Origin of the sequence: Pseudomonas fragi (assembly GCF_002269505.1) — a bacterium.
In the GTDB taxonomy this organism is placed as follows: domain Bacteria; phylum Pseudomonadota; class Gammaproteobacteria; order Pseudomonadales; family Pseudomonadaceae; genus Aquipseudomonas; species Aquipseudomonas fragi_D.
Map to the genome: position 1 here is coordinate 102,498 of NZ_NQKQ01000017.1, position 6,954 is coordinate 109,451.

Below are 6,954 nucleotides of genomic sequence, written 5' to 3' on the forward strand. Positions count from 1 at the left end.
TCAAGTGCTTGGGTCGTTCCCTTGCTGGCATACTGGTATCTCTGATTCAGGAGCCATTTATCGGTATGAATGTCGAGTCCCCCCTTAATGCCTATCAACAGGCCATCGAACACAAGGGCTTTGTCCACGACCCCGCCCAATGGGTGGCCGTCCAGGCCTTGCAGCGCTGCCATGAGGCCCTGCACTCGGGAGCACAGTCGGTCAATGGCGTGTATTTGTGGGGGCCGGTGGGGCGGGGCAAGACCTGGTTGATGGATCAGTTCTATCAGAGCCTGCAGGTACCCGCCCGGCGTCAGCATTTCCATCACTTTATGCAATGGGTACATCAGCGCCTGTTTCAACTGACCGGTACGGCGGACCCGCTCAAGACACTGGCTAAAGGCCTGGGCGCGGAAGTGAGGGTGTTGTGCTTTGACGAACTGTTCGTCAATGACATTGCCGACGCGATCATTCTGGGGCGTCTGTTTCAAGTCATGTTCGATGAGGGCGTAGTGCTGGTTTGTACTTCAAACCAGCCACCGGGCGACCTCTACGGGCATGGCTTTAACCGTGACCGTTTTGCCCCGGGGATCACGGCGATTCTCCAGCATATGGACGTGGTGGCGGTGAACGGCATAGAAGACCACCGCTTGCACCCCGGCATTGCCCATCAGCGCTATTGGGTGACCGGGCCGGGCCAGCCGAGCGCGATCGAGCCAGTGTTCAGATCCTTGACCGAAGGCCAGGCGGTGTCTGAGCAAGCCATTGATGTGGGCCATCGCTCGCTGAACGTGGTGCAGGCCAGTGATGCAGTGCTGTGGTGCAATTTCCATGAGTTATGTGAGCAGCCGCTGGCGGCCACTGAGTTTATGGAGATCTGTGATCGTTACAAAGTCATGTTGCTCAGTGATGTGCCGTGCCTGAGTGCCGAGCAGCGCGAAGGCAAAATCGCCCGGGGTACGGAAGACGGGGCGGTGAAAGTCGAGGCGGGGGATCGTGAGCTGCCGCAGTTGTCCAAATACGATGACAGCGTGCGACGTTTCATCGCCCTGATCGACGAATGCTATGACCGCAAGGTGCCGGTATGTATTGAAGCGCAGGTGCCAATGGATCAGCTCTATACCCAGGGTTACCTTGAGTTTGCCTTTCGACGCACCTTGAGCCGGCTGCAGGAAATGCAGTTGCAGCGCTTTGGTCTCCAATAATCCGTCATTGCGTAGGCCGTGTAGTCGCTGACTCGCGGAGCGAGGCTGCGAGGGGGACTTGACAGCAATGGGGCGTGTGCTGCCGCTCGCAGCCTTCCTTCCTCGTCAGCGACTACAGGGGCTTCACTCAGGCAGAATCAATCCCACGCAGGCGCAACGCTCTGCGGGTTGGTCAGGCGATGGCCGCGGTCCAGGGTCGCAATCTGCGCCATATCGGCATCCGTCAGTTTCAGTGTGCAGGCCTTGAGGTTGCTCTCAAGGTTGCTGCGTTTGGTCGACGACGGAATCACCGAATAACCCAATTGCATGGCCCAGGCCAGGGTCACTTGGGCTGGCGTAGCGTCATGGCGCTCGGCAATGGCCATGATCACCGGATCCTTAAGCACTTCACCGTAAGCCAGGGTCATGTAAGAGGTGATATGGATGCCTTGGCTGTGTGCGAATTCCACTACTTTGCGATTTTGCAGGTAGGGGTGCAGTTCGATCTGGTGGGTGGCGATATTCTCGGCACCAACGGCGGCAATGGCTTCTTTCATCAAGGCGATGGTGAAGTTAGAGACGCCAATCTGTTTAGTCAGGCCCGATTTTTTGGCTTCAAGCAATGCGCCCATGAACTCGGCAACCGGCACTGCATTGTCAGGGCTCGGCCAGTGGATCAGGGTCAGGTCCAGATGGTCGGTGCGCAGTTTCTTCAGGCTGTCTTCAAGGCTTGGGATCAGTTTATCGCTGGCAAAGTTGCTGACCCAGATCTTGCTGGTGATAAACAGTTCGTCACGCCCCACGCCACTTTCGGCAATGGCCTGGCCGACTTCAGCTTCGTTTTCGTAAATCTGTGCCGTGTCTATGGCGCGATAGCCCAGGTCCAGGGCGTTGCTGACCGAGTCGATGACGACCTGGCCTTTAAGGCGAAATGTACCGAGGCCGAATGCTGGAACTGTCATGGATAACTCCTTGGTTGGCGTAAGAATGAGGTTGAGTATCCTCGCCCTTTACCGTCGGAAAAACCGCTACCCAAGCAAAGCACTCTTGACCGCAGATCATCAATCCCCGGCAGTCGCTGACCAGCCGCCACCCAATGCCTTGTACAAAGCAATGCTGGCCTGCAGCCGTGCCAAGCGCAGTTGTACGTGCAGGTCCTGGGCCTGATACAGCGTGCGCTGGGTTTGCAGGACTGTCAGGAGCAGGTCGGCACCGACGCTGTAGCGGTGTTGTGCAATGTCGAAAGCCAGTTGCGCCTGGGTAAGTTCTTCGTCCTGCCATTGGCGCTGGCGGTCAAGGCCGCTGATGCTGTTGAGGGCTTTTTCGACGTCGGCAAAGGCGTTGATGATGCTCCCCCGATAGCTCTGCAGCAGTTCTTGCTGGCGGGCGGTGGCCTTGTCGCGTCCGGCGCTGAGTCGACCATTATTGAATATCGGCGCCGCCAGCCCGGCGCCGAGGTTGTAGAACGGGCTGCGCAGGATATCGCTGAAATGGTCTGCGCCAGAGCCGATGCTGGCACTCAGGGTCAGGCTGGGCAGCATGGCCGCGCGGGCGACAGTGATATCGGCACTGGCTGCGACCAGCCTGGCTTCAGCGCTGGCGATGTCCGGGCGCCGGCTGAGTAACTGGCTGGGCACGCCACTGCCAATGGTCGGCCAATGCAGTTGTGAGAAAGGCGTATCACCCAGTGTCAGGCTTTGTACGGGCTGGCCAAGTAAAGCAGCGAGGGTGATGCGCGCTTCTGTGGCCTGTTGCTCAAGCAAAGGAATGAATCGTTGCTGGCTGGCGACCAGACTTTTTTGCTGGGCCAGTTCCAGGGTCGTGGCGGAGCCGGCGTCATGCCGGGTTTGTACGACGTGCAACACGCTTTGCGCATTGGCCAGGTTGAGTCGGGCAATGCGCACCTGCTCATCGAGAGCCAGGGTCTGCACGTAGCTGTTGGCAACGCCACTGAGCAGGGTCAGCTCGACAGTATCGCGATCAAATTCGCTGGCCTTGAGGGACTGTAGCGCGCTGTCGTGGGCCGCCGCCTTGCCTCCCCAGAAATCCACCTCATAGCTGGCACTCAGGCTCGCATCGAAAGTATCCACGGCCTTGTTGTCATCGCTGGCATCCAGTTGGCTATAGCCGCTGCCGCGCAGCAGTTTTTCGCGTCTGGCCTGGGTGCCCAGGGTCACTTCGGGCAGTAACGGTGCCCCGGCAATCACGGCTGACGCGCGGGACTGGCGAACTCGGGCCATTGCAGCCGCCAGATCGTAGCTGCCGATCTGCGCCTGGCTGATCAGGCGATCCAGTTCGGGGCTGGCGAACTGTTGCCACCATTGTTGTTGGCTGACTTGCAGGCGGGTCAGGGTGTGGGCCGATTGCCAGCTGGCGGGGGCCGCAACGTCAAGCGTGGCATCCGGTGTGGAATGGCTGCAGGCGCCCAACAGCAGGCACAAGGTCATCAGGCTCAGGGACGGCTTCATCGAAAGATCATTCACTGGTAAGGGCCGTGACCGGGTCGAGCCGGGCAGCTTTGCGGGCCGGCATAAAGCCGAAAATAACCCCGGTCACCAGCGCGCAGGCAAAGGCACCGAGTACTGCGACCGGGGAAAACGCCACGGCCACATCGCACAGCAACAGCACGCCGCCGACGATAAAAGCCAAGGTGATGCCGGCCACGCCACCGACCACCGAGAGCATCAGGGCCTCGGTCAGGAACTGGCGCAGGATGTCGCGCTGGCGCGCGCCGGTGGCCATGCGGATGCCGATCTCGCGGGTCCGTTCGCGTACGGTCATCAGCATGATGTTCATCACCCCGATCCCCCCCACCAGCAGCGAGATGGCGGCGATCGAGCCGAGCATCAACGACAGGGTATTGCGGGTCTTGGCTTCGGCCTGGATCATCGCGGCATTGTTGGTTATTTCAAAATCGCGCGTGCCGTGGTGCAACTTGAGCATCAACTGCTCGATGGCCTTTTCGGTCTGGTTGACCTTGCTCGCATCTGCGGCCGCGATAACCACGTATTCAGGGTTGTGGCTGCCGAACAGGCGCACGCTGGCAGCCGAATAGGGCACCACGATGCGCGTGTCGCTGTCCGAGTCGCCGGAGCTGGCGCCTTTCTCGGCCAATACACCGACTATGCGAAACGGCACGTTTTCCAGCAGGATGTATTGGCCGATGGGGTTGGCAACGTCCTTGAGGACTTTGTCGCGCACCTTCTTGCCGATTACCGCCACGGCCGCCGCAGCATTTTCGTCAGCCTGGGTGAAGAAGCTGCCTTGCACCACCGGCCAATTGAAGATGGCCGAGAAGTCGATGCCGTTACCGCCGGTGTACATCGTGTGGTCGACATTGCCGTAGCGCACGCCAATCTCTGCGCCATTGATCGGCATGATCCTTTTGACCTGCGGCAAGCTCGACAGGGCGGCCACGTCATTGAGAGTGATGATGCCCAGCGGCGCTCTGGGCCTTGGCGACATGCCGCTGAGGTAAATGATGTTGGAGCCGAAGGCGCCCATTTGCGCCATGACCTGGCGTTTGCTGCCTTCACCGACGGCCAGCATCACCACCACCGAGGCCACGCCTATGACGATCCCGAGCAGGGTCAGGGCGGTGCGAAACCGGTTGATCCACATGACGCGCCAGGCGGCGTGAACGGCATCCACCAGCTCGCCTTTCCAGGCACCCCGCGCTTCGCTGCCTTCGCTCAGGCGCTTGCGCAGGTCAATGGCCTGCAAGGCCCGGGGGTTATCGGCAGGCAGGGGCTGACCGGGGTTGGCGCTGTCACTGACGACTTCACCGTCGCGCACTTCGATGATCCGGTTGGCCCGCGCGGCGACTTCGCGGTCGTGGGTAATCAGGATCACGACGTGGCCCTGGCCTGCCAGTTCGTCGAGTAGGGTCATGACCTCGGCGCCGCTGTGGCTGTCGAGGGCGCCGGTGGGTTCGTCGGCGAGAATGATATGCCCGCCGTTCATCAGGGCGCGGGCGATGGAAACGCGCTGTTGCTGGCCGCCGGACAATTGGTGCGGGCGGTTGGCGGTGCGCTCGGCCAGGCCCAGGCGTTCGAGCAGGGCGGCTGCGCGGGCGTGACGTTCGGCAGCCGGGGTACCGGCGTAGATGGCCGGCATTTCGACATTTTCCTGGGCCGTGGCCGAGGGGATCAAGTGATAACCCTGGAACACAAAGCCGAAGGCTTCGCGGCGAAGCCAGGCCAGTTCGTCGCTGTCCAGCCGGGCGACATCTTCGCCCGCGAACAGATAGCGCCCGGTGGTGGGGCGATCGAGGCAGCCGAGGATGTTCATCAGGGTCGATTTGCCCGAGCCGGAGGCACCGACGATGGCGACAAATTCTCCGGCATGAATCGACAGGCTGATGCCTTTGAGTACGTGAACCTCAGGGGTGTCGAGGCCGCCGTAGATCTTGCGGATACCCTGCAGCTCGATCAGGGGAGTGGGCATTCAGCCTCCGTTGCCGGTAGCGGGGCCAATCAGCAGATGATCGCCCTCATTCACGCCGTCGATAATCTCTACGCGCAAACGGTCGCTTATGCCGGTGCGGATTTCACGCGGCACGACCTTGCCGCTTGCGCTCACGATGCGGGCGATCTGACGCTCGCTGTCGGTGGTGTCCTGCAGCGCGACGATCGGTGCCAGCAATACGTCCCTGGCCTGGCCTGCGACAAAAAATACCTGGGTGGTCATCTCTGGCATGAGTGCCTGATCGTGGTTATCTACATCCAGCAGTACGGTGTACAGCACCACGCGGCCGCTGCCACTTTTGCTGGCGGGGCTGCCGCCGCCCTGGCCGATTTCGTTGAGCGGTTTGGGCGGTACGGGCAGTACCTGGCGCACGTTGCTGCTCCAGCGCCGGTTACCACCGCTCAAGGTGGTGAACCAGGCCTGCATGCCGGGTTTGACCTGGCCGATGTCGGCTTCCGAGACTTCTGCCCAGACGGTCATTGGTGAAAGCCTGGCGATGCGCAATATCAGCGGTGTTTGCTGCTGGGCGTTGAGGGTCTGGCCTTCGCGGGCGTCCAGCGCCACCACGGTGCCAGTCATGGGCGCGTAGATCCGCGTATAGCCCAGTTCGGCTTCGTCACTGCGCAAGCTGGCCCGGGCCTGGCGGATTTGCGCAGTAAACATGTCAATCCGCGCCTGGGTGGTACGCACTTCGGCCTCGGCGGCCTGCACGTCCTCTTCGCGGGTAGCGCCGCCTTTGGCCAGATGCTGCTGGCGCCGGTATTTATGTTGGGCCAGGTCGTGCAGGGCACGTTGCTCCTGCAACTGGGCCTTAAGGTTATCAATGGCAAAGCGGCTGGCATCGAGTTTGGCTGTCTGGGTGGACGGGTCGATCTCGACCAGCAATTGGCCTTCCTTGACTTCGCTGCCGACGTCCACGTGAATCTTGTGGATTTGCCCGCTGGCCTGCGCGCCCACATCCACATATTGCCGGGGTTGCAAGGTGCCGAGTGCAGTGACGCTGCTTTCGATATCGCCCCGGGTGACGGGCACGGTGTCATACGCGTCGCGGCCCGGTGTCAGCAAAGGCCAGGCCGCGAGGGCCGCGGCCAGCAATAAACACGGGATGATCAGCAGCGCACGGCGGGTGTGTCGAGGGCGTTTCATGCGGGGTTCCGGGCAATGGAGGTCGGCCCGTCGTCGTGCTGGCAGGGCAAATATCCAGAGCAAACGCTGTCACCTGAGCAACAGTCACGGGGAGCTGTTGAGTAAACGAATGATTTGGCGGGGGATTTAGCGCTTTACCGGTTGCACTGTTACTGAATATTTCGCGGGCGTTTGGGCC

Annotated in this window: 5 protein-coding genes; 1 reads left to right on the plus strand and 4 read right to left on the minus strand. The window is 61.0% G+C overall.

Annotated features, from left to right (window positions below):
- Window positions 1-65: 65 nt before the first annotated feature.
- Window positions 66-1,184 carry a cell division protein ZapE gene (zapE, locus tag CJU81_RS15840; protein WP_095037398.1) on the plus strand — a complete coding sequence of 373 codons (1,119 nt, stop codon included), beginning with the start codon at window positions 66-68 and terminating at the stop codon, window positions 1,182-1,184.
- A 137-nt stretch (window positions 1,185-1,321) separates the two neighbouring features.
- Here the strand turns inward: zapE and dkgB are convergent, their stop codons facing one another.
- From dkgB to CJU81_RS15860, 4 genes are all read right to left on the minus strand, one after another.
- Window positions 1,322-2,125 carry a 2,5-didehydrogluconate reductase DkgB gene (gene dkgB / locus CJU81_RS15845; protein ID WP_095037399.1) on the minus strand — a complete coding sequence of 268 codons (804 nt, stop codon included), beginning with the start codon at window positions 2,123-2,125 and terminating at the stop codon, window positions 1,322-1,324.
- A 99-nt stretch (window positions 2,126-2,224) separates the two neighbouring features.
- Window positions 2,225-3,631, minus strand: a complete 1,407-nt coding sequence (locus CJU81_RS15850; protein ID WP_095037400.1) for an efflux transporter outer membrane subunit — start codon at window positions 3,629-3,631, stop codon at window positions 2,225-2,227.
- A 7-nt stretch (window positions 3,632-3,638) separates the two neighbouring features.
- Window positions 3,639-5,609: a MacB family efflux pump subunit gene (locus CJU81_RS15855; protein ID WP_095037401.1), complete on the minus strand. Its 1,971-nt coding sequence runs from the start codon at window positions 5,607-5,609 to the stop codon at window positions 3,639-3,641.
- A complete protein-coding gene (locus CJU81_RS15860) occupies window positions 5,610-6,776 on the minus strand; it encodes an efflux RND transporter periplasmic adaptor subunit (protein ID WP_095037402.1) in 1,167 nt (388 codons plus the stop codon).
- Between the last annotated feature and the right edge of the window lie 178 nt (window positions 6,777-6,954).

What these genes read in the sequence shown, in the direction of transcription:
- dkgB (WP_095037399.1), bottom strand. Translation starts at nt 2,125, where the DNA reads ATGACAGTTCCAGCATTCGGCCTCGGTACATTTCGCCTTAAAGGCCAG.
- CJU81_RS15855 (WP_095037401.1), bottom strand. Translation starts at nt 5,609, where the DNA reads ATGCCCACTCCCCTGATCGAGCTGCAGGGTATCCGCAAGATCTACGGC.
- zapE (WP_095037398.1), top strand. Translation starts at nt 66, where the DNA reads ATGAATGTCGAGTCCCCCCTTAATGCCTATCAACAGGCCATCGAACAC.
- CJU81_RS15860 (WP_095037402.1), bottom strand. Translation starts at nt 6,776, where the DNA reads ATGAAACGCCCTCGACACACCCGCCGTGCGCTGCTGATCATCCCGTGT.
- CJU81_RS15850 (WP_095037400.1), bottom strand. Translation starts at nt 3,631, where the DNA reads ATGAAGCCGTCCCTGAGCCTGATGACCTTGTGCCTGCTGTTGGGCGCC.